Origin of the sequence: Shewanella sp. 1CM18E (assembly GCF_023161665.1) — a bacterium.
GTDB lineage: Bacteria > Pseudomonadota > Gammaproteobacteria > Enterobacterales > Shewanellaceae > Shewanella.
The window spans coordinates 1-696 of sequence record NZ_JALNTW010000038.1; the positions used below are offsets into that span (position 1 = coordinate 1).

At 44.0% G+C, this 696-nt stretch carries 3 tRNA genes; all 3 read right to left on the reverse strand.

The annotated features are described in order from the left end of the window. Window positions 1-10: 10 nt before the first annotated feature. Window positions 11-87: transfer RNA gene (locus MSG37_RS21230), tRNA-Met, on the reverse strand. A 197-nt stretch (window positions 88-284) separates the two neighbouring features. Then, window positions 285-361: transfer RNA gene (locus tag MSG37_RS21235), tRNA-Met, on the reverse strand. 197 nt (window positions 362-558) lie between these two features. Beyond that, window positions 559-635 (reverse strand) — tRNA-Met (locus tag MSG37_RS21240). Between the last annotated feature and the right edge of the window lie 61 nt (window positions 636-696).

The following is a 696-nucleotide window of genomic DNA, read 5'->3' on the forward strand; positions in this document are numbered from 1 at the left end:
ATAAAAGAATTGGTTGCGGGAGCTGGATTTGAACCAACGACCTTCGGGTTATGAGCCCGACGAGCTACCAAACTGCTCCATCCCGCGTCCGTAATAAACGCTAATAACTGTTTTAATTCTGCTATAAAAGAATTGGTTGCGGGAGCTGAATTACTTTTTACAAAAGCTTAGCAACGACCTTCGCCCTATCTTTTATAAAGAGTTGAGTCCGAGTAGCTTTTATACTGCTCCATCCCGCGTCCGTGTTGACGCTAATAACTGTTTTGATTCTGCTATAAAAGAATTGGTTGCGGGAGCTGGATTTGAACCAACGACCTTCGGGTTATGAGCCCGACGAGCTACCAAACTGCTCCATCCCGCGTCCGTAATAAACGCTAATAACTGTTTTAATTCTGCTATAAAAGAATTGGTTGCGGGAGCTGAATTACTTTTTACAAAAGCTTAGCAACGACCTTCGCCCTATCTTTTATAAAGAGTTGAGTCCGAGTAGCTTTTATACTGCTCCATCCCGCGTCCGTGTTGACGCTAATAACTGTTTTGATTCTGCTATAAAAGAATTGGTTGCGGGAGCTGGATTTGAACCAACGACCTTCGGGTTATGAGCCCGACGAGCTACCAAACTGCTCCATCCCGCGTCCGTAATAAACGCTAATAACTGTTTTAATTCTGCTATAAAAGAATTGGTTGCGGGAGCTG